The sequence below is a fragment of the Bacillus sp. 1780r2a1 genome, assembly GCA_024134725.1.
Lineage (GTDB): Bacteria > Bacillota > Bacilli > Bacillales > Bacillaceae_H > Priestia > Priestia aryabhattai_A.
In genome coordinates, this window is record CP099863.1 from 1,961,873 (window position 1) to 1,981,543 (window position 19,671).

23 protein-coding genes and 1 riboswitch are annotated in these 19,671 nt (G+C 37.5%); of the genes, 19 read left to right on the forward strand and 4 right to left on the reverse strand.

The genetic code is table 11. The annotated features are described in order from the left end of the window. Positions 1–44: 44 nt before the first annotated feature. Positions 45–191 (forward strand): hypothetical protein, encoded by a 147-nt coding sequence (locus NIZ91_09845; protein ID USY56924.1) that lies wholly within the window; start codon positions 45–47, stop codon positions 189–191. Between the two features lie 14 nt (positions 192–205). On the opposite strand, the gene NIZ91_09850 is transcribed toward NIZ91_09845, so the two are convergent. Next, complete coding sequence (locus NIZ91_09850) at positions 206–349, reverse strand: small acid-soluble spore protein P (protein USY56925.1); 144 nt, start codon at positions 347–349, stop codon at positions 206–208. A 149-nt stretch (positions 350–498) separates the two neighbouring features. On the opposite strand from NIZ91_09850, the gene NIZ91_09855 reads away from it, so the two are divergent. Next, on the forward strand, positions 499–759 hold the full coding sequence (locus NIZ91_09855; GenBank protein USY56926.1) for a hypothetical protein: 261 nt from the start codon (positions 499–501) through the stop codon (positions 757–759). A gap of 118 nt (positions 760–877) precedes the next feature. On the opposite strand, the gene sspO is transcribed toward NIZ91_09855, so the two are convergent. Continuing rightward, complete coding sequence (gene sspO / locus NIZ91_09860) at positions 878–1,027, reverse strand: small acid-soluble spore protein O (protein USY56927.1); 150 nt, start codon at positions 1,025–1,027, stop codon at positions 878–880. A 219-nt stretch (positions 1,028–1,246) separates the two neighbouring features. On the opposite strand from sspO, the gene acnA reads away from it, so the two are divergent. The 7 genes from acnA to NIZ91_09895 all read left to right on the forward strand — a co-directional run bounded on the left by acnA (position 1,247) and on the right by NIZ91_09895 (position 7,707). Beyond that, positions 1,247–3,967: an aconitate hydratase AcnA gene (gene acnA, locus NIZ91_09865; GenBank protein ID USY56928.1), complete on the forward strand. Its 2,721-nt coding sequence runs from the start codon at positions 1,247–1,249 to the stop codon at positions 3,965–3,967. A 176-nt stretch (positions 3,968–4,143) separates the two neighbouring features. Next, entirely contained in the window at positions 4,144–4,737 is a 594-nt protein-coding gene (locus NIZ91_09870; protein USY56929.1) for a redoxin domain-containing protein, read from the forward strand. Positions 4,738–4,975: 238 nt separating this feature from the next. After that, positions 4,976–5,119 (forward strand): FbpB family small basic protein, encoded by a 144-nt coding sequence (locus NIZ91_09875; protein ID USY56930.1) that lies wholly within the window; start codon positions 4,976–4,978, stop codon positions 5,117–5,119. 43 nt (positions 5,120–5,162) lie between these two features. Further along, on the forward strand, positions 5,163–5,306 hold the full coding sequence (locus tag NIZ91_09880; GenBank protein ID USY56931.1) for an acid-soluble spore protein N: 144 nt from the start codon (positions 5,163–5,165) through the stop codon (positions 5,304–5,306). A gap of 119 nt (positions 5,307–5,425) precedes the next feature. Then, positions 5,426–5,671 (forward strand): small acid-soluble spore protein Tlp, encoded by a 246-nt coding sequence (tlp, locus tag NIZ91_09885; protein USY56932.1) that lies wholly within the window; start codon positions 5,426–5,428, stop codon positions 5,669–5,671. Positions 5,672–5,807: 136 nt separating this feature from the next. Next, positions 5,808–7,199: a phospholipase D family protein gene (locus NIZ91_09890; GenBank protein USY57141.1), complete on the forward strand. Its 1,392-nt coding sequence runs from the start codon at positions 5,808–5,810 to the stop codon at positions 7,197–7,199. Positions 7,200–7,284: 85 nt separating this feature from the next. Then, entirely contained in the window at positions 7,285–7,707 is a 423-nt protein-coding gene (locus tag NIZ91_09895; GenBank protein ID USY56933.1) for an acyl-CoA thioesterase, read from the forward strand. A gap of 34 nt (positions 7,708–7,741) precedes the next feature. Here the strand turns inward: NIZ91_09895 and NIZ91_09900 are convergent, their stop codons facing one another. Beyond that, positions 7,742–8,032: a HesB/YadR/YfhF family protein gene (locus NIZ91_09900; GenBank protein USY56934.1), complete on the reverse strand. Its 291-nt coding sequence runs from the start codon at positions 8,030–8,032 to the stop codon at positions 7,742–7,744. 370 nt (positions 8,033–8,402) lie between these two features. Then, on the reverse strand, positions 8,403–8,993 hold the full coding sequence (gene plsY, locus NIZ91_09905; GenBank protein ID USY56935.1) for a glycerol-3-phosphate 1-O-acyltransferase PlsY: 591 nt from the start codon (positions 8,991–8,993) through the stop codon (positions 8,403–8,405). Between the two features lie 197 nt (positions 8,994–9,190). Between plsY and NIZ91_09910 the strand changes: the two genes are divergently transcribed. From NIZ91_09910 to NIZ91_09955, 10 genes are all read left to right on the forward strand, one after another. Then, positions 9,191–9,604 carry a CoA-binding protein gene (locus NIZ91_09910; GenBank protein ID USY56936.1) on the forward strand — a complete coding sequence of 138 codons (414 nt, stop codon included), beginning with the start codon at positions 9,191–9,193 and terminating at the stop codon, positions 9,602–9,604. A gap of 297 nt (positions 9,605–9,901) precedes the next feature. Beyond that, positions 9,902–11,878, forward strand: coding sequence for a DNA topoisomerase IV subunit B (gene parE, locus NIZ91_09915; protein ID USY56937.1), 1,977 nt, complete (start codon positions 9,902–9,904; stop codon positions 11,876–11,878). After that, a complete protein-coding gene (gene parC, locus NIZ91_09920) occupies positions 11,875–14,307 on the forward strand; it encodes a DNA topoisomerase IV subunit A (protein USY56938.1) in 2,433 nt (810 codons plus the stop codon). The genes parE and parC overlap by 4 nt, the downstream gene beginning before the upstream one ends. Positions 14,308–14,478: 171 nt before the next feature. Then, the gene (locus NIZ91_09925; protein ID USY56939.1) at positions 14,479–15,303 is read left to right on the forward strand and encodes an alpha/beta hydrolase; all 825 of its coding nucleotides are present in this window, start codon (positions 14,479–14,481) and stop codon (positions 15,301–15,303) included. Positions 15,304–15,489: 186 nt separating this feature from the next. After that, on the forward strand, positions 15,490–16,257 hold the full coding sequence (locus NIZ91_09930; protein ID USY56940.1) for a YqcI/YcgG family protein: 768 nt from the start codon (positions 15,490–15,492) through the stop codon (positions 16,255–16,257). Beyond that, the gene (locus NIZ91_09935) at positions 16,232–16,543 is read left to right on the forward strand and encodes a cupin domain-containing protein (protein ID USY56941.1); all 312 of its coding nucleotides are present in this window, start codon (positions 16,232–16,234) and stop codon (positions 16,541–16,543) included. Before NIZ91_09930 ends, NIZ91_09935 begins: the two co-directional genes overlap by 26 nt. 21 nt (positions 16,544–16,564) lie before the next feature. Further along, positions 16,565–17,143, forward strand: coding sequence for a cysteine hydrolase (locus NIZ91_09940; GenBank protein USY56942.1), 579 nt, complete (start codon positions 16,565–16,567; stop codon positions 17,141–17,143). A gap of 96 nt (positions 17,144–17,239) precedes the next feature. Next, positions 17,240–17,734: a GNAT family N-acetyltransferase gene (locus NIZ91_09945; GenBank protein USY56943.1), complete on the forward strand. Its 495-nt coding sequence runs from the start codon at positions 17,240–17,242 to the stop codon at positions 17,732–17,734. Between the two features lie 67 nt (positions 17,735–17,801). Beyond that, a riboswitch (TPP riboswitch) is annotated at positions 17,802–17,904 on the forward strand. Positions 17,905–17,964: 60 nt separating this feature from the next. Further along, positions 17,965–18,537 (forward strand): energy-coupled thiamine transporter ThiT, encoded by a 573-nt coding sequence (thiT, locus tag NIZ91_09950; GenBank protein USY56944.1) that lies wholly within the window; start codon positions 17,965–17,967, stop codon positions 18,535–18,537. A 187-nt stretch (positions 18,538–18,724) separates the two neighbouring features. Beyond that, positions 18,725–19,669, forward strand: a complete 945-nt coding sequence (locus NIZ91_09955) for a hypothetical protein (GenBank protein ID USY56945.1) — start codon at positions 18,725–18,727, stop codon at positions 19,667–19,669. Positions 19,670–19,671: the final 2 nt, after the last annotated feature.

Consider the following 19,671-nt stretch of genomic DNA (forward strand, 5'->3'; position numbering starts at 1 on the left):
GCTTTCAAAGAGTGTGAAATGATGTATAGAAAGGAAAAGGTACCATGACTCGAGATAAACGAAGAACTGATGAAGTTACAACAGAAATTTTATCAGGAGTTATGCCATTATCTCTTTCAACAGAAAAAGGTAATGAGCTTCCAGAGGAAATTCAAGCGATGCAAGCCAATAAAGAAAAAAAGAGCCGCTAACGGCTCTTTTTTTGTTACATATCGTGACCGCTATTATGCTTTTGACGAGTATGCTGACGATTTTTTACTTTATGAGATCCACTAAGTGGTTCAGGTTGCCCAGTTTGATGTCCTTTAGGTGCGTTTTTATGCATGTCTTTACTATCGTTTTTGTTCATATGAAAGCTCCTCCTTTTCGTTGCTTCTCTTTTAATGTCGTTCATTATAGAAGCATTTATGCTCGGCATTTTTAACCTGTAAAACAAGGGTATGAATAACAGAAGGATATGAAACAATACAACAGAACAATGTAAAAAGGAGAGATATTATGCCATATCATAAAAATAGCCAGCAGGCTTTTCAAGCGGCTCAACAAGGTCATAAACAAACGTTAGACGCGTATGCACAATCAAATATTGTAAAACACGATGCAGCGTATGGACACGAACTAAAACTTCTTAAAGAAGAAATCAATGAAACATATCAACAAATTAATAATGCGCTGGAAACAGCTACTGAAACACAGCGTCAGCAGCTTACACAGTTTCAGCAGGACTTGCAGGGGATTATGAACGAAGTAAATGAGTAAACAACGAAAAAGCCATGTGGAAACATGGCTTTTTATGCTAGAAATCATGAGGTTTAAGGTATGTGCTTATCTAACACTAATAATCATTATGACCTATAAAAGCTCATGTTAAACGAGATTATTGATTTTTTTTACGTTTTTTATTATTTTGCTTTTGTTGTTCAGTAAGCGGCTCATTTGAAAATTCTTCGTTAAAACCCGCTCCTTTTCCTTGAGCGCTAGCAGCGTTTGCCCCAGGAATGACATGCTTTGATTTATGATTAGCCATTTGACTTCACCTCCATTTTTAATATGCGCAAAAGTCTATGAAATATGAATTATTAGAAAATGTTTGTGATTAATGATTATGTTATAAGAAAAACTTATGTAAATTAATAACATTCTTTTTATTTACTTATGTATAACATTATATTAAGATAGATGGTGAAGGGAATAGAGGATGGGGTAAGTAAAATCCTTTATACATAGCATTTAAGGGGGTAATGAAATGACTAAAAAAGACGTTTTTAACGCTCGTTCGTCATTCACAGTTAACGGTAGCACATATAATTATTACCGCTTACAAGCATTAGAAGAAGCGGGTTTAGGAGCGGTTTCAAAATTACCGTATTCAATTAAAGTATTATTAGAATCTGTTCTTCGTCAAGTAGACGGACGTGTAATTACAAAAGAGCACGTAGAAAATTTAGCAAAATGGGGAACTGATGAAATTCAAGAAGTAGATGTGCCGTTTAAGCCATCACGAGTTATTCTTCAAGACTTCACAGGTGTACCAGCAGTTGTTGATTTAGCATCTTTACGTAAAGCAATGGCTGATTTAGGTGGGGACCCAGATAAAATCAATCCAGAAATTCCAGTAGACCTTGTAGTTGACCACTCGGTACAAGTAGACAAAGCTGGAACATTAGATTCTTTACGAGTGAACATGGACCTTGAGTTCCAACGTAACACAGAACGTTATAAATTCTTGAACTGGGCTCAAAAATCATTTGATAACTATCGTGCTGTACCTCCTGCAACAGGAATCGTACACCAAGTAAATTTAGAATATTTAGCAAACGTAGTTCATGCAGTAGAAGAAAATGGCGAATATTTAGCGTTTCCAGATACATTGGTTGGAACTGACTCTCATACAACAATGATTAATGGTATTGGCGTTTTAGGTTGGGGCGTTGGTGGTATTGAAGCAGAAGCAGGAATGCTTGGTCAACCTTCATACTTCCCAGTACCAGAAGTTATTGGCGTAAAACTAACTGGTGAATTACCAAATGGTACAACAGCAACAGACCTTGCTTTAAAAGTAACACAAGTACTTCGTCAAAAGGGCGTTGTTGGAAAATTCGTTGAGTTCTTCGGACCAGGTGTAGCCCAGCTTCCATTAGCAGATCGTGCAACAATTGCTAATATGGCACCAGAGTACGGAGCAACCTGTGGATTCTTCCCAGTTGATAGCGAAGCGTTAGACTATATGCGTCTTACAGGTCGTGATGAAGCTGATATTCAGGTTGTCGAACAATATACAAAAGAAAACGGTTTATTCTACACTCCAGATGCAGCAGAACCAACGTTTACAGACGTAGTAGAAATTAACTTAGCCGAAATTGAAGCAAACCTTTCAGGTCCAAAGCGCCCTCAAGATTTAATTCCGCTTTCAGATATGCAAAGTGAATTTAAAAAAGCGCTAACGGCTCCTGTAAGTAACCAAAGCTTTGGCTTAAGTACTTCTGATGTAGAAAAAGAAGTAACTTTCAAGCTTGCTGATGGTACAGAAACAACAATGAAAACAGGTGCAATTGCGATTGCTGCAATTACAAGCTGTACAAATACATCAAATCCATATGTATTAGTAGCAGCTGGTTTAGTAGCTAAAAAAGCAGTTGAAAAAGGATTAGATGTTCCGGCTTACGTAAAAACATCATTAGCACCAGGTTCAAAAGTTGTAACGGGTTATTTACAAAGCTCAGGCTTACTTCCATACCTTGAAAAGATTGGTTACAATGTAGTTGGGTATGGCTGTACAACATGTATCGGAAACTCTGGTCCATTAGAGGACGAAATCGAGCAAGCAATTGCAGATAACGATTTATTAGTTACGTCAGTGTTGTCAGGTAATCGTAACTTTGAAGGTCGTATTCATCAGCTTGTAAAAGGAAATTACCTAGCATCTCCACCGCTTGTTGTAGCGTATTCTCTTGCTGGTACAGTTGATATTGATCTGCAAAAAGACCCAATTGGTGTAGGATCAGATGGTAAAGAAGTATTCTTTAGTGATATTTGGCCATCTCAAGACGAGATTAAAGAAGTAGTAAAAGCAACTGTAACGCCAGAATTGTTCCGTAAAGAGTACAATCGCGTGTTTGATGATAACGAGCGTTGGAATGAAATTGAAACAAGTGAAGAAGCTCTTTACACGTGGGATAATGATTCAACATATATTCAAAACCCACCATTCTTTGAAGGATTATCTGAAGAGCCAGGTGAAGTAGAAGCATTAAATGACCTGCGTGTTGTAGCGAAGTTTGGGGATTCTGTAACGACAGACCATATTTCACCAGCGGGTTCAATTGCAAAAGCATCGCCAGCTGGTCTGTATCTACAAGATAAAGGCGTTGAGCCAAGAGACTTTAACTCATACGGATCTCGTCGTGGTAACCATGAGGTAATGATGCGCGGTACGTTTGCAAATATCCGTATTAAAAACCAAATTGCGCCAGGCACTGAAGGTGGATGGACAACGTACTGGCCTGAAAATAAAGTGATGAGCATTTATGATGCTTGTATGAAATACAAAGAAGAAAACACAGGTCTTGTTGTTTTAGCAGGTAAAGATTACGGAATGGGAAGCTCTCGTGACTGGGCTGCTAAAGGAACAAACTTACTTGGTATTAAAACAGTTATTGCTGAAAGCTTTGAGCGTATTCACCGTTCAAACCTTGTATTAATGGGTGTTCTTCCACTTCAGTTTAAAGAAGGCGAAAGTGCTGAAACATTAGGCTTAACTGGAACAGAAACAATTGCTGTTCAAATTGATGAAACAGTAAAACCACGTGACTTTGTAAAAGTTACGGCAACGGATGAAGCTGGAAACAAAAAAGAGTTTGACGTATTAGTTCGTTTTGATAGCGAAGTAGAGATTGATTACTACCGTCATGGCGGTATTTTACAGATGGTATTACGCGATAAGCTTCAATCAAAAACGCACGCATAAGATAGCAAAAACGCACCTTTTGAAGGTGCGTTTTTCTTTTCATTTTTATAAAACGCTTTCAAGTGTGATATGATAATAAAAGATTCACATTTTAGGATGATTTTGCATGTTCTTGTACATATATAAATAAAAAGGGTCTTTGATTTCATAGAAGTTGGCTGAAGGGAGTAAGCGTAATGCTAAAAAAAGTTATAGCAACATTTTTGTTGGTGGGATTTGCTGGTTTTGCTGTGTGGCAAGCTTTAGCACCAAAAGATGATGAAGGAGAAAAGCTGTCATCGTATGCAGATTTAAACATAAAAGAAGGACAGGCTGAAGTAACAAATGGAGAGCCTTATGGCCTAGAGCCTGGAGACCAAGCTCCGCCCTTTACGTTAAAGGATACAGAAGGTAAATCAGTTCAGTTATCAGACTTTAAAGGGAAGAAAATTATTTTAAATTTTTGGGCTACGTGGTGCCCTCCTTGTAAAGAAGAAATGCCAGCTATGCAGCAGTTTCATGAAACATCAGGAAAAGAAGTTCATATCCTAGCTGTGAATTTAACGTCGTCTGAAGGTAGTAAACAAAGTGTTTCAACCTTTTTAAAAGAAAACAAACTATCGTTTCAAGTGCTTCTAGATGAAAAAGATGAGGTAGCTACAAAATCATATCGTGTGATGACCATTCCAACTTCATACTTTATTAATGAAAAAGGTAAAATCGTTAAGCGTATTAATGGACCAATGACGCTAGAACAAATGGAGGCCTTTGCGTCTGAAAGCAGCTCATAACAGCTGCTTTTTTTGCGAATAAAATGAAACCTTTCATTAGGCATGTTCGTATAGAAAGTATGGTCGAAAATTGATCTTTACTTTAGAAAAAGCTGCGTGTTTTAGCAAAAAATGATCAAATTTGGAGCGTTTTGAATTTTTTAGGTTTAATGTAAAGGATTATGGCAAAAATAATAGTAATTTATTGCAAGGTTATTTTTCAGACTTTTCCAAAATTTAAAAAGAATAGGTGATAAAGATGAGAAGAGTAAATAAACGCACGTTTGAAGAGTTAGTAAAAGAGAATAAAACTAAGTTGTTAGAAGACCGACAAGAAATTGACAGAATTGAGCGTGCCATCGAAGAGCGTCTAGAAAAACGTATGCTTGAAAAGGCTGAATAGTCCCTCTTGAAACTGGTTACAGTAACAGCAAGGAGGGGTTAACATGGGAAATCCGAAGAAATTCGCCAAACGCTTTGTACCTGACCACATTGGCACTCAGCCGCGAGAAGCCGGTGGTAACAATGGCAAGAAAATGCAAGATAAATCAGGAAAACACCCTCAGGTTATTCAGACAAAGGGAGAATAAAAAGCCGCTGTTTAGCGGCTTTTTTTGTTTTAAAAGGGTGTTATTTTCCACTTATACAAAGAGGAAACCGCTGCATACTAGAGGTGTACGAAAAAAGTATTTTAAAGGAGGTTTTTACTATGACATGGAGTAAACCAAATCCAGATGACCGTAGCAACAACGTAGAACGTTTGCAATCAATGGTTCAAAATACAATTGATAATATTGAAAAAGCTGAGGCTACAATGGCGCATGCGACTGGAGAAGAGCGTGCAAAAATTGAGCAAAAAAATCATAATCGAGAAGTAAGCATAGAAGCGATGCGCAACGAAATTCAAGACGAATCTAAAGCGCGTGAAGAAGGATATCCTAATTCGACTAACTAAGAAACATAAAGGCCAATTTTGGCCTTTATGTTTCTTTTATGTTTCTAATGAACAAAGAAAGGGAATAAACAGCTGATACTATTCATGAGGAGGAAAACCAGTGGGGCGCCTATTAACAAGTAAAGCAACATATCTCATGCTTGCACTTATATTATTACTAGCAATCGTTGCATTCTATCATACATACAAGCCGTTGCCTCAAGGCGTTTCATATGAAGGGAACGTACATTATGTACAGGACGTATCGCTGTTATATGACTTAACATATCAAAGCGGTGATGAAGGTAAGAGTGAGCAACAAATTTTCCGGCGGATTTTTGAAGCAATTGATAATGCTGAAAACTTTATCGTTATGGATATGTTCTTATTTAATGGCTATTATGATCAAGGTGAAACCTATCCAGCTATTAGCGATACGCTAGCAGGAAAATTAATTGAAAAGAAAAAGAAGGAACCCAACGTAGATATTTATTTTATTACCGATGAAGTAAACACAACGTATGGTTCACATCAATCAGAGTGGCTAGAGTCATTAAAACAAGCGGGGATTAAGGTTGTGGAAACGGACGTTACAAAGCTTAGAGATTCCAACCCTCTATACTCAAGCGTTTGGAGAAGTTTTTTGCAGTGGTTTGGACAATCTGGAGAAGGCTGGATTGCTAATCCATTTGGTGAGAATGCACCGAAGATTACGGCAAGGTCTTATTTGAAACTGTTTAACGTAAAAGCTAATCATCGGAAAGTAGTGGCTACAGATAAAACAGCTATTGTTTCATCAGCTAACCCTCACGATGCCAGTGGTTATCATTCTAATATGGCTTTTGAGGTGCAGGGAGATATCATTGATGATGTGGTTAAGACAGAAAAAGCCGTCGCCGATTTTTCGAGTAATGTGCAGGTACCGAAGCTCAGCTATGAAAAAGCTCCAAGTGGTGATATCGGTGTGCAGCTATTGACAGAGGGGAAAATATACAAAGAAATCATAAGCACGTTGGATCACGTACAATCAGACGATGAAGTATGGGTGGGGATGTTTTATCTTGCGGATCGCCAAGTTGTCAAAAAGTTAATACAAGCTTCTAATAAAGGTGCTAAAGTTCGGCTTATTCTAGATCCAAACGTCAATGCTTTTGGACAAGAAAAAATTGGTCTGCCTAATCGCCCTGTAGCTGCTGAGTTGTTAGATGATTCAAGCAACAAAATACAAGTAAGATGGTATAACACGGCCAAAGAGCAGTATCATCCCAAAACTCTATTTGTTCGTGGAAAGGGCGAGAGTACAATCATTGGAGGATCAGCCAACTTTACAAAACGTAATTTAGATGACTTGAATTTAGAGACCAATGTTAAAATTACCGCAGATTCTGATGAAGCTATTATGAAAGAAATGACTCAGTATTTTACACGTTTATGGGGAAATGAAGATGCAACTTATACCCTTCCATATGAAAAATACGAAAATAAAATGACCATTTTCCAAACATTACTTTATCGCATTCAAAAGATGCTTAGCTTCACAACGTATTGAATGCTGAGCCGATAAGTAGTGAAACTACACCAATTTGTGGTAATATAATACCGGTATGATTGCAATGTAGGAGGAAATGAAAAGTATGATTTCAATAAAAGAAATTGATGTGCGTTATAGTGAAACCGATCAAATGGGCGTAGTGTATCATGCAAACTATTTAGTATGGATGGAATTAGGGCGTACGCAGTTTATTCGAGATTTAGGCTTTAATTATGCTGAGATGGAGCAAGAGGGTATTTTATCACCAGTCATTGACATTAACGTTTCCTATAAAAAGCCACTTCATTATGGAGAAACAGCTAAAATTCAAACATGGCTTGATTATTATGATGGCTTGCGCGTGGTGTATGGATATGAAATTACAACGCCGGATGGAAGTATTGCTCTAACTGGCACTTCTTCGCATGTTTGTGTAAAAAAAGAAAACTTCAAGCCAATCTCCATTCGAAAGCAGTTGCCTGAATGGCATGCAGCTTACGAAAAAGCTAATAAAGGTAAAGAGTAAAAAAAGCATCGATGTATAGTCGATGCTTTTTTTATCATGCTTCGTAAATAAATTCAGGTTCACTTGCCTCTTCATTAAAAATGACTTTTAAGTCATGACCATCGAAATACCAGAGATCTTCTTCTTCTACAAAGAATGTTAAACCATTAACTTCAGTTTTTACACCGATATTGGACGGTTGGTCTTTATTAATACCAAGCGAAAATCCTTTTTGAACATTACTACAACCACCGTAGCGAACGAAAAAGCGTAAATGTTCATTGCCTTCTAACATCATTTCATCTTTGTACCATTGGGCAGCTTGTTCTGTTACGTTTAATTTCATTATGTGTTGCTCCTTCCATCACTAGGGTTCCTTTCTTATTATAGTAGAAAAAAGCTAAAATTACCATTAATACAATTGGATGAACGTGGAAGCGTAAAAAAGATAGTCAAAGGAGTTATAAAGTAAACACTGTTCTAAATAACCACTTTGACTACCTTCTTCATTTAAATTCATAGGGTTTCTCAATTGTTTCCCAACAATGAATACAGTAACGACTGCTTTGCGTTTGTTTATGAATCTTTTTTTCACGTTTGCACATTGGACAGCGGCTTTGCTTCATCTCAATCACCTCCTACTGTCAGTATAGCTAAAAAAACATAAATGTATTCGCTTACATTATTGAAAAAAAAGAAGTGAAGGCTTTTAACCTTCACTTCTTTTTTGAGAAAAACGTAACTTTTGGTTCTGTTCCTTGACGAATTCGACCAAGGTTCGCGCGATGACGATAGATAACAAAAGAAGCCAAGAATCCAACAATGATGATTAAAATTAGTTCGCCTGTAAATAGTGTATAAATAAATGCGATGATACCTGCAATCATTGAGGATAGCGATACATACTTGGTGATGTATAAGCAAATGAAGAAGCACGCAAGCAATGTTAAAAATAAAAGAGGCTCATAAAATAATAAAACACCAGCGGATGTGGCAACGGCTTTGCCACCTTTAAACTTCGCAAATAGCGGATATGTATGTCCAATAACAGCGAATAAACCGACTAAAAGAGGATGAAGCCCTGAATGAAATAAAACAGCTAATGAAGCAGCAAACGTTCCTTTCAAAATGTCTCCCAACGTTACAAGGATACCAGCTTTTACTCCTAGTGTTCGAAAGGTATTGGTTCCTCCTAGGTTTCCGCTCCCGTGTTCACGTATATCAATGCCGTATCCCCATTTTCCAACAACTAGTCCAAAGGGAATAGAGCCGATGATATAGGCCAGAATAGGTAATAGATAATCCATTTGACAAAAGCTCCTTTATCTATATATCGTATCTATTTTACCATGAGATAGCAAAAACACCATACATAGTTTTTAAGTAGGGTATTTTTTTCTATATGTTTAAAGGAAATGTTTACAAAACACTAAAAAACGGGTAACATATGCAGGAAAAATTATTTTATACATCGAACGTTTAAGCATAAAAGGAGATGAAAAGTGTGACAGTTCAAATTCCACCACGTGAAGAATTAGGAAAGATTCTAAAAAACAGCAAACGAATTGCGGTAGTAGGGTTATCAGATAATCCAGAACGAACGTCTTATATGGTTTCAGAAGCTATGCAAAAAGCTGGATATGAAATTATCCCCGTTAATCCATTAGTCGATGAAGTATTAGGCGTAAAATCGGTAAAATCATTAAAAGACGTTAAAGGACATGTTGATATTGTAAACGTGTTCAGAAGATCTGAGCATTTATTAGATGTCGCAAAAGAGTTCTTAGAAATTGATGCGGATGTTTATTGGGCTCAGCTAGGATTAATAAATGAAGAAGCATACGAGCTTCTAGCAAGTAAAGGCTATACGGTTGTCATGGATCGTTGTATTAAAGTAGAACATGCGCTAACGAAATAAACCCTTGATAGGATATGAAAAACCCATGCATGAATGGAAGCATGGGTTTTTCATATCTTCAATCAAATGACTGTTAGACAACGGTTCCAAGGTCATCTATAATCAAGGGATAAGGACTATATAGCTTTTATAATGCGGAAATATGTGCTAAAATCGTTTAAGTATGCTAAAATAGAAACGTATGTTCTTACTGAGCGGATAAAACACGAACAAGTAAAGATAAACATATAAAAGGCAGCACGCTGCTGCCTTCTACATAATGAGGAAAGTGTGTTTGTATGGAAGGGGTATGTATGAATGGCTCAAAAGCAAAAATTTAATTATAACGAAGACGCGATTCAAGTATTAGAGGGATTAGATGCTGTTCGTAAACGACCAGGAATGTATATAGGTAGCACAGATACAAGAGGGCTTCATCACTTGGTTTATGAAATTGTTGATAACTCCGTTGATGAAGCATTAGCAGGGTATGGTGAAGAAATCATTGTAACCATTCATCAAGATAACTCTATTTCAGTGCAGGACAAAGGGCGCGGAATGCCGACGGGTATGCATAAATTAGGAAAACCTACGCCGGAAGTTATTTTAACAGTACTTCATGCTGGAGGTAAGTTCGGACAAGGTGGCTATAAAACAAGCGGTGGTTTACATGGTGTAGGTGCATCGGTTGTAAATGCGTTATCTGAATGGTTAACGGTTACAATTTACCGAGAAGGAACTATTTATGAACAGCGCTTTGAAAACGGCGGGAAACCTGTTACAACGCTAGAAAAAAAAGGAACAACGAGAAAAACAGGAACGACAATTCACTTTAAGCCAGATCCATCAATTTTTTCAGCGACTGTTTACAACTTTGATACGTTAAGCGAACGCTTACGTGAATCAGCGTTCTTGTTAAAAGGTTTTAAAATTGAACTAATTGATAAGAGACATAACCAGCACGAAGTGTTTCACTATGAAACGGGAATTGAAGCTTTTGTTACATATTTAAATGAAGAAAAAGACACGCTGCATCCAGTTGTTTCTTTTGAAGGCTTTCAGAATAGTATTGAAGTCGAATTTGCTTTTCAATTTAATGATGGCTACTCAGAGACGATTTTATCCTTTGTTAATAACGTTCGTACAAAAGATGGTGGGACGCACGAATCGGGAGCAAAAACGGCAATGACACGTGCGTTTAATGAATATGCAAGGAAAGTAAACCTTTTGAAAGAAAAAGATAAGAATCTTGAAGGAACGGATATACGTGAAGGGTTAGGTGCCATTGTTTCGGTTCGTATTCCTGAAGAACTTCTTCAATTTGAAGGTCAAACAAAAGGGAAGCTTGGAACAAGTGAAGCGCGTTCGTCTGTAGATGCCGTGATCTCTGAACAATTAGCCTACTTTCTAGAGGAAAACCCAGACGTCAGCTCGCTGCTTGTAAAAAAAGCTATTAAAGCTGCTCAGGCAAGAGAAGCTGCGAGAAAAGCAAGAGAAGACGCACGTAATGGAAAGAAAAGAAAGCGTCAAGAAACAGTGTTAAGTGGCAAGTTAACACCTGCACAGTCACGCAATCCTCAAAAAAATGAGCTATATTTAGTTGAGGGAGATTCAGCGGGTGGTTCTGCTAAACAAGGACGTGACCGTCGTTTCCAAGCCGTATTGCCTTTGAGAGGGAAAGTTATTAATACGGAAAAAGCAAAACTTCAAGATATCTTTAAGAATGAAGAAATTAGCACAATCATTCATGCAATTGGTGGAGGTGTTGGAGCTGAGTTTGAAGTGGATGATATCAACTATGACAAAATCGTCATTATGACTGATGCAGATACGGATGGTGCTCATATCCAAGTATTACTTTTAACATTTTTCTACCGTTATATGAAACCATTAGTTGAAGCAGGGAAAGTATTTATTGCTCTTCCACCTCTTTATAAAGTAAGCAAAGGAACTGGGAAGAAAGAAGTTCTAGAATATGCTTGGAGCGATGAAGAATTACAAGGAGCAATAAAAAAAGTAGGAAAAGGCTATATCATTCAGCGCTATAAAGGTTTAGGAGAAATGAACGCAGATCAGCTATGGGAAACAACCATGAATCCTGATACAAGAACGCTCATTCGAGTGCGTATCGATGACGCAGCACGAGCAGACCGCCGCGTTACTACCTTGATGGGTGATAAAGTAGAACCGAGAAGGAAATGGATTGAAAGCAACGTTGCATTTGGACTCGAAGAAGATCCAAATATTTTAGATAATGAAAATGTAGTAACGGTCGCAGAGGAGGACGCACAATGACACAAGCAGAACGATTTTTAGATTTACCTCTTGAGGACGTAATTGGCGACCGCTTTGGACGATATAGTAAATATATTATTCAAGAGCGTGCGCTACCCGATGCAAGAGATGGATTAAAGCCGGTACAGCGCCGCATCTTGTATGCAATGCATGTGGAAGGAAATACGGCTGAAAAAGGGTTTCGTAAATCAGCAAAGACAGTTGGTAACGTAATTGGTAACTATCACCCTCATGGAGATTCTTCAGTTTACGATGCGATGGTGCGTATGAGTCAAGACTGGAAAGTACGAAACGTACTCGTTGAAATGCACGGGAACAACGGTAGTATTGACGGTGATCCACCAGCAGCAATGCGTTATACGGAAGCGCGTTTATCAGCAATGGCCTCTGAGCTGCTACGTGATATTGACAAACAAACAGTAGAGTTTGTTCCTAACTTTGATGATACTAGCGAAGAACCAACCGTGTTACCAGCAATGTTCCCGAGTTTACTTGTAAATGGCTCAACTGGAATTTCAGCTGGGTATGCTACTGAAATTCCACCTCATCATCTCGAAGAAGTCATTGACGCAACAATTATGCGAATTGATAATCCATCAAGCTCAGTAGAGGAGCTAATGACGGTTATTCATGGTCCTGATTTTCCAACAGGTGGTATTATACAGGGCGTTGATGGAATCAAAAAAGCATATGAAACAGGCAAAGGAAAAATCATCATTCGAGGAAAAGCCGAAATTGAGGATGTGCGCGGAGGCAAGCAACAAATTGTCATTACAGAAATTCCGTTTGAGGTAAATAAAGCAAATCTAGTAAAAAAGATGGATGAGTTGCGCATCGATCGCAAGGTAGAAGGTATTGCAGAAGTTCGTGATGAAACTGACCGCACGGGTCTACGCATTGTTATTGAACTAAAGAAAGATGCTAATGCACAAGGTGTACTAAACTATTTATATAAAAATACGGATTTACAAGTTCCTTATAGTTTTAATATGGTAGCTATTTCAAAGAAAAGACCAACATTAATGACCCTACCAAGCATTTTAGATGCGTATATTGATCATCAGCGTGAAGTGGTTACAAATCGCTCAAAATATGAGCTGCAAAAGGCAAAAGAGCGAGAACATATTGTAGCTGGCTTAATTAAAGCACTGTCTATTTTAGATGAAGTAATTTCTACAATCCGAGCGTCAAAAGATAAGCGAAATGCAAAAGATAACTTAATGACGCAGTTTGAGTTTACAGAAAAACAGGCAGAAGCAATTGTTTCCCTGCAGCTCTATCGTTTAACAAACACGGATATCACCGCACTAGAACAAGAGTCGGAAGAACTTAAAGGTAAAATTACAGAGCTTGAAGCCATCTTAGCTAGTGAGAAAAAGCTTTTTAGCGTCATTAAAAAAGAGCTTCGTCGCGTGAAAAAGCAGTACGGCGACGAGCGTCGTTCAAAGATTGAAGCAGAAATTGAAGAAATCAAAATTAATCTTGAAGTGATGGTACCTTCAGAAGATGTTATTGTCACAGTAACAAAAGATGGTTATGTTAAACGTACAAGCTTACGTTCATATTCAGCTTCGAATGGACAAGATTTCGGTATGAAAGACACGGATCGCATCCTTTCAAAGCTGGAAATCAACACAACTGAAACACTTTTAATTTTCACAAGAAAAGGAAACTATTTATACTTGCCTGTACATGAACTTCCTGATATCAGGTGGAAAGATATGGGGCAGCATATCATGAACATTGTTCCAATTGATAAAGACGATTATATTGTGAACGCAATTCCAATTAAAGAGTTTAAAGACGATCACTATTTGTTATTCTTTACGAAAAACGGCATGATTAAAAAATCTGAATTGCTGCAGTATAAAGCGCAACGTTATTCTAAAGCTCTTGTCGCTGTGAATGTTAAAGGTAATGACGAAGTGGTAGATGTGTACGTAACAAATGGCAAACAGCAGGTCTTTATTGCCACTCGTCAAGGATACGGCCTATGGTTTGCTGAAGAAGAAGTCAATGTTGTGGGAACGCGTGCTGCAGGTGTGAAAGGGATTAATTTAAAAGAAAACGATTATGTCGTGAGTGGCGTTGTTTTTAGCGAAGAAAAAGTAAAGGAAACTGATTTATTTATTACAACGCACCGAGGTGCTATTAAGAAAACAAAAATGACGGAATTTGAGCAGTCGTCTCGAGCGAAGCGTGGATTAGTAATGGTTCGTGAATTAAAAGCAAATCCTCATCAAATTACAAAAGTGAAGGTTGTCACGAAGGAAGATGAGGTTGTGATACAGTCAGAGAAAAATCAAATAGAGCGCATTGATCCAGCGTCAATGCGACCAAGCGACCGCTATAGCAACGGTTCGTTTGCAATCGATCAAGCGGAATCTGGAGACGTTATTGATGTATGGATTGAGAAAAAATTAAAATAAAGCAATAAAAAGAACGCTATTTTGTAGCGTTCTTTTTATTGCAGTTTAATTCTATATAAACTATGTTCTAAATAAACAACATAAAAGAAATAAGCAGCTAAAAAATATCAACATGAATATAAAAAATCAACATAAAAATAAAGTAGGCATAATGAAAGGAAGTGTGCGTTTATGGGCTATTACCTTACCGTTGATCGAAAAGGTACAAAAATATATGTTGAAGATATTGGAAGTGGAATGCCTGTATTGTTTCTTCACGGTTGGCCAGTTAATCATAAAATGTATGAATATCAGTTTAATGTTCTTCCGAAATATGGGATTCGCTGTATTGCAATAGACTTACGTGGGTTTGGGAAATCAAGTCGTCCGTTTAAAGGTTATACATATAACTCATTAGCCGACGACGTTCGAGCAGTTATTCATGCGTTACAACTTCCAGCTGTAACGCTAGTGGGTTTTTCAATGGGAGGGGCAATTGCTTTACGTTATATAAGCAGACATTTAGGGTTCGGAGTGAACAAACTTATCCTAGCTGGTGCAGCCGCGCCTAGCTTTATTAAAAGAAGCGGTTTTCCCTATGGGTTTTCTAAAGAAGAAGTAGATGCTATCATTCAAGCGACGTACCAAGACCGGCCGGCCATGCTTGCTGATTTTGGGCAAAAATTTTTCAATTCAAAACTTAGCCCTTCTTTTAGAGATTGGTTTCAATTGTTGGGTCTAGAAGCTTCGGGTCACGGAACAATTAAAACAGCAAAGTCACTGCGTGATGAAGATCTACGTGAAGACCTCAGTCAAATTTTTGTAAAAACATATATTTTACATGGAAAAAAAGATCAAGTTTGTCCATTCCCCTTAGCCGAAGCTATGCATAATGGAATTGAGGATTCAACGTTAATTCCTTTTGAACAGAGTGGTCACGGCCTTTTTTATGATGAACAAAAAAAGTTTACTGAAACCTTAAAAGATATTGTTTATTCTGCTGAAAAACGAGAATGACGGAGCTAAAAAAATGAAAAAGGCTAGTCAGAGGCTGTTTCCTATGGACAAAAGCCTTTCTTTCTGCCAGCTTGCTTATAGGTTATTCTTGTTACTTGTAAAGTTGAAGAATATAACAAGAAGTAAACATAAAGCACACTACTTCTTAATAAAAATGTATGGTGGAAACCTGTAAGGAGGGTTTTAATGAGAAATAAAAAGCTATTTAACAGCAAGGAAATTATGGATTCGTCGATTGTGCCTGAATGGGGAAAAGAAGTTTTTACTAATTTTAGTCAAGATATGCTTTCTGAAGAGAATCCTTTCCCATGCATTTTAGGAGTAGAAGGATTAAAGAAAGATTTGCTGCGCTTTGCGTTTGTTTCTTCACCATACAACTATAAAGATATTAAACTCTGTGCAGAAGCACTTAAAGAATATATTTCATGTTTTCGCACATTAGGTCGTTATACATCATTTGTTGTGTTCTTTGAGCCTGAACATAAAAAACGTACGATGACTCAGTATGAAACAATGTTTTGGGATACACTCACATTTTTACATCAAATTGACAGAAAGCCTTGGCCAGAAGATATCCCCAAAGACCCTAATGATCCTCTATGGGAGTTTTGTTTTGAAGGTGAGCCAATATTTGTTGTATGTAATACACCTATACATGAATTACGAAAAAGTCGGAAGAGCAGCAGTCTTATGATTACATTTCAGCCGAGATGGGTGTTTGAAGGAATGACACCTCATACAAAAGTTGGTCAGCAAGTTCAAAAAACAGTTCGAAATCGACTTGAAGAATACGACAAAGTTGAAGCGCATCCTCATCTAGGATGGTACGGGAATCAAGAAAATCATGAATGGAAGCAATATTTCTTACGAGATGTTAACAACTCATTTCCAACAGAGTGTCCATTCAAACTAAAAAGGAGTGAAAGAGATGGAACTAAAAAAAGCCTTTATTAAAAAAGGGATTGGCGGTGGACTTGAAGAAGTTATACATGAACTACTTCCAAAACATACCGGTTATGTAGAAGTTCAGCATGATGTTGCAGGGCAAGAACACCCAAGTCATACTCACCCAACCGACGAGATTCTTCATATTATTGAAGGGTCTATCTACTTTACAGTTGAGGGAGAAACAACTCGGTGCGAAGCGGGAGATCGCATTTATTTACCAAAACAGACGCAGCATGCTTCAAAAGCTGATGTAAATGGTTGTACGTATGTAATCTCCATTTTAAAATTTTGATGAAAGAAGTTGATGACTGGAATGATTCAATCAAACCCTGTTTTAATCATCATAGATGTACAAAAAGGTTTTGAACAAGATGCTTGGGGAACTCGTAATAATGTTCATGCAGAAGATAATATGCTCACTCTTTTACAAGCATGGAGGAGACAGCAGTTTCCAGTTATTCACGTTCAGCATGCTTCAAAAAGCGAAACATCTCCTCTTTTTCCAGGGACGGAAGGCTTTCGTTTCAAAGAAGGATTTGGTCCTGTTGGTGATGAATACTTAATTCGCAAACATAAAAATAGCTGCTTTATAGGGACAGAGCTAGATAACTATCTAAAGGAAAACGGATATGATACGCTTATACTAGTGGGGTTAACAACCAATCATTGCGTCTCTACAACGGCACGTATGGCAGGAAACTTAGGTTATCGCACCTACGTAATACACGATGCAACTGCGTGTTTCAACTTGTTATCATACGATGGGGAAACAACTTTTGCGGCAGAAGATGTTCATCGCTTAAGCTTATCATCGCTTCATAATGAATTTGCGACGGTTACTTCAACGTCTGAAGCGCTACGTGTACTGCAATCCTATCAATATATTAAATAAACCCTGATGCAACAGCATTAGGGTTTTTTGTGTAGATTATTCTGAAAAAAACAAGTACAATAGAAACATCATTTTGAAAAAGGAGCAAGATACATCATGACAGTAATTAGAAAAGCTTTAGCAGAAGACTTACCTTCAATGGTAGATATTTATAATCAGTCAGTGCGCCAAAGCGCAGCAACATTTGACTTAACGCCTGTAACGATTGAACAGCGTAAAAGTTGGTTTGAATCTCATGACCAAAGTCAACTATTTCCTCTGCTTGTTGCTGAACGAAATAGTGAAGTAGCTGGATACGCATCTTTGTCTTCCTATCGTGATAAAGAAGCATATATTCGAACAGTTGAGCTCTCTGTATATGTCGATGAAGCTCATCAGGGGTATAGAATTGGTAAAAGCCTAATGGAAGCTATTTTAGCACAAGCAAAAGAGTTAAATCATCACGTTGTTATTTCCGGTATTACAAAAGGAAACGATAAAAGCATTAAAATGCATGAACAGTTTGGATTTACGTTTTGTGGAGAGTTCAAAGAAGTAGGTTGGAAGTTTGATCAATGGCAAGATGTTCTGTTTTATCAGCTTATTCTTTAAATAAAATTTGCTTCTTACTTATGTGAGAAATATGGTATAATAGGAAGCGTTCTAATAATACATATCAACGTACCACAGGGGGAGCCTGAATGGCTGAGAGTGAACCAATTGTTCTGACCCTTTGAACCTGTTAGTTAATGCTAGCGTAGGGAGTGTGGATCGTGCAGCTTGTGCTGTCTCCTGTGTTTGTCGTTGAATACTAATGATTTTACAACAGGAGTGAAAAGACGATGAATAAAGGAATGTCTTTACAAGCGAAAATTGAAGTGGCAATCTTTGCAGCTTTAGCAATGATTATTGATATATTGCCATCCATCACAATTGCACCCGCCGTGTCCATATCTTTTTCCATGGTACCAATCTTCATTATTTGCTTTCGATGGGGATTTAAATCCGGTGTTGTAGCTGGATTTTTATGGGGATTACTACAAGTTGTCACGGGCACTGCTTATGTGTTAACACCTCTACAAGCTTTTATTGAGTATTTTATTGCATTTGCGTTCATTGGCCTAGCAGGGCTATTGTCAGGTGTTATCAAGCAGAACTTAGCTGCTAACAATCGAACAAAAGCATTTATGTTTATTATTTTAGCTATCATTATCGGAAGCGTTGCTCGTTATTTCTGGCACTTTGTTGCAGGAATTGTCTTTTGGGGCTCTTATGCACCAAAAGGAGTATCGGCATTATGGTATTCATTTACAATGAACGGATTGGCAATGGTGGGCTCCATGATTGCTTGTCTAATTATTTTAGCCGTATTAATTCCGTCTGCTGCAAGAGTGGTATTAAACCGCGCTTCATAACTGAAATGAATGGAACCTATAGGAGTAACATCCTATAGGTTTTTTTGCTTTTTCAAACGAATCTACATGTTTTCAGTGTTTTTGTTCTTTTTATGAAAGGGTTGAGGGTTTTTTTGTAGAATGGTATACTAGGTCTGTTTGTTGGAAGAATATACATACCATTTTTTTGTAGGAAGGAATCATTTTAATGAACAAACGTAATCTCCTTTATATGACGATTGCAACATCCCTTTTACTAGCAGGGTGTCAGCAAAAAGCTCAAAAAGCAACTGAGGTCGACACAGACTTGATGATTGCAGGAGAGATAGAAAGTCATGATCAAGAAGAAAAGAAAGATATTGGTGAAAACCAGTACAAATATGATATTTCAGATGCAATAGATGAAAAAACAATCTCACAATTTATGAATAGCTACTTCAAGGCTTTGCATGATGGAATTTTTAATAAATCGGCTAAGGCGATTCAAACTTATACAATAGAAGATAGTGAGTTTTATAAACAGCAAGTGATGAAAATTGATAACTTTTCTAAGCAAGGAATTCATCAAGAACTAAAGACGATTCAAGTTGTGAATTGGTATGAAGCTGAAAGAAACCAAATAAAATTACAAACATTTGAAGAGATCATTATACATCAGCCTAATAAAAAGGATTATACAAAGAGCGTCAACCAATTGTATACGCTCATAAGCAATCAAGGTACATTGCGGATTAAAAGCGTAGAGCCTTATGCATTGAATGAAGCGGAAGACACAAGTTCAAATGCACCTGCTATTACAAGAGCAGCTAGCTTAAATGAGTATAACGGTAAATGGTCCACTGCTAATTCAGACTTAAAAGGCGCTCCTATCGTAGAGTTTTATGCCTCTTCTAACTCAGAGGCTACGGTGAAGATTCATGCGTATAAGCCGCCAAATTCAGTAGAAGTGGCTACAGTAGAAGCAAAAAACGTAACGTTTAAACATAATCAGGCTGTCATTCATTATGATGCGGACAGTAATGGAAACAAAGGAACCATTGTCTTAACACTAAAAGCAAATTCTCTTTTTGTTATTCATAAATTAGAAAAAGCTACTGAGTCTAAATGGACCATTCCAGCAGGCGCATTTGAGCTGTCTACGTTTGAAAGCTAAAC